Here is a 2140-nt window from a genome sequence, read left to right on the forward strand (position 1 = left end):
TTGCTGCAGTTGCCATTAAAACAATTGATAAAACTAACCCAAAAACAAGAAGTCCATAATGTTCACCAGCTGCACCTGCTACACCCAGGACATTATCTAAACTCATTGTAAAATCAGCTAATAGAACAGTCCAAATAGCCTTTAAAAAACTAGAGCTATCTACTTTAATGTCCTCTTCGGTCTCTGAGCCTTTTATTACATCCACATAAAGTTTGTAGACAATATAAAGGAGCAGCAATCCTCCTATTAACCTCAAACCTGTAATTTGTAAAAGATATGCGGTAAGCAATGTTAAAATAATTCTTAAAATAACTGCACCACCAATTCCCCAGAAAATAACTTTTTTTCTTTGTTCTGGAGGAAATTTAGATGCAACCATTCCAATTATAATTGCATTGTCTCCAGCTAAAACTAAATCAATAAGAATAATTTGAGTTAATATCGCTATTTGATCAGGTGTAAAAAATTCTGCAAACATTATTGTTGTAGTATCATGTCTGCACCTTTTTCTGCAATCATTATTGTTGGGGCATTTGTATTACCTGAAGTGATGTTTGGCATTATTGATGCATCTATAACTCTCAAATTATTAATACCCCTAACCTTAAGTTTTTCATCTACTACAGACATTTCATCTTGACCCATTTTACAAGTTCCAACTGGGTGAAAAATAGTTTGAGCATAATTAGAGGCTTCTTTAACTAATTCCTCATCTTCATTTAAATGAATGCCAGGTCTGTATTCTTCTGGAGTGTATTTTTTGAAAGTTTTCGACTCCATTATAATTTTTCTAGTTAATTTAAGTCCTTTAGCTGCAATCATTCTATCGTGATCAGTTGATAGATAGTTTTGTTTTATTTTTGCATAAGTTCTTGAGTCTTTATCAACAATGCTAACATGCCCTCTACTTGTTGGTCTGATATTTGAAACAGTAGGGGTGAATGCATGAAAATCATGATTTTTTGTTGCTCCCAAAGTATCCATACTCATAGGCTGAACATGCCACTGTAAGTCTGGTAGTTCTAAAGATGGATCGCTTTTAGCAAACATGCAAAGTTGACTAGCACCCATAGTCATTGGGCCGCTTCTTTTAAAAATGTATTCTAATCCAATCATTAAATTTCCAAATAAACTATTTATTTTTTTATTTAAGGATTTTAATCCATTAATTTTATAAATTGGTCTAAGCATTAAATGATCATGTAAGTTTTCTCCAACTCCATTTAAATTTTGCACCATATCAATCCCAAGATTTTTTAATTTTTCAGGATTTCCTATTCCGGAAACTTGTAAAATTTGAGGAGAGCCGATAGCCCCAGATGAAATTATAATTTCTTTATTTGCTTGTACTTTTTTTAATTCATTTCCTTCCCAATACTCAATTTCTTTAGCAGTTTTGTTTTCAAAATTTATTTTTTTGACATGAGAATGAGTTAAAATTTTTAAATTTTTCCTGCTCTTGATTGGGTTTAAATATCCGACAGCTGTACTACATCTAAAGCCATCTTTTTCAGTTACTTGGAAATATCCACAACCATGATTATCACCAGTATTAAAATCTTTTGTTTTTGGAATACCAAATTCCTCTGCAGCATTTTGAAATTCATCTAGAAGAGGCAGATGTATTCTTTGATCTGAAACAGATAAAGGGCCTCCAACTCCATGGAACTCATCTTTTCCTCTTTCTTGGTTTTCTGCTTTGATAAAATAAGGCAGAACATCATCCCATCCCCAGCCAGTATTACCTAATTGTCTCCAAATATCATAATCTCTGTGTTGACCTCTAATATAAAGCAGACCATTGATAGAAGAACTGCCTCCTAAAGTTTTTCCCCTAGGATACCTAATGGAAATATTATTCATGCTCTCATCTGGCTCTGTTTTGTAGCACCAATCAGTCTTTGGATTGTGCATTGTTTTGAAATAACCAACAGGAATATGTATCCAAGGATAATTATCCTTGCCTCCAGCCTCAATTAAAAGTACTTTATTTGAAGGATTTTCAGACAACCTATTAGCAAGTACACATCCTGCAGATCCTGCACCAAGAATTATAAAATCAAAATTATTCACATTAGAACTCTTATAAATTAAATTTTTTTATTTGTAATATTTATGTACACAAAAAAATTCAAATAAT

2 protein-coding genes are annotated in these 2140 nt (G+C 32.3%); both read right to left on the reverse strand.

All coding sequences use genetic code 11. From position 1 onward, the window contains the following. The coding region (locus AMN83_RS01770; RefSeq protein ID WP_075503886.1) for a YjbE family putative metal transport protein at positions 1–478 on the reverse strand (478 nt) is incomplete at its 3' end. Next, positions 478–2073, reverse strand: coding sequence for a GMC family oxidoreductase (locus AMN83_RS01775; protein ID WP_075503888.1), 1596 nt, complete (start codon positions 2071–2073; stop codon positions 478–480). The genes AMN83_RS01775 and AMN83_RS01770, both read right to left, overlap by 1 nt. Between the last annotated feature and the right edge of the window lie 67 nt (positions 2074–2140).

It is taken from the genome of Candidatus Pelagibacter communis, from assembly GCF_001180025.1.
Classification (GTDB): domain Bacteria; phylum Pseudomonadota; class Alphaproteobacteria; order Pelagibacterales; family Pelagibacteraceae; genus Pelagibacter; species Pelagibacter ubique_A.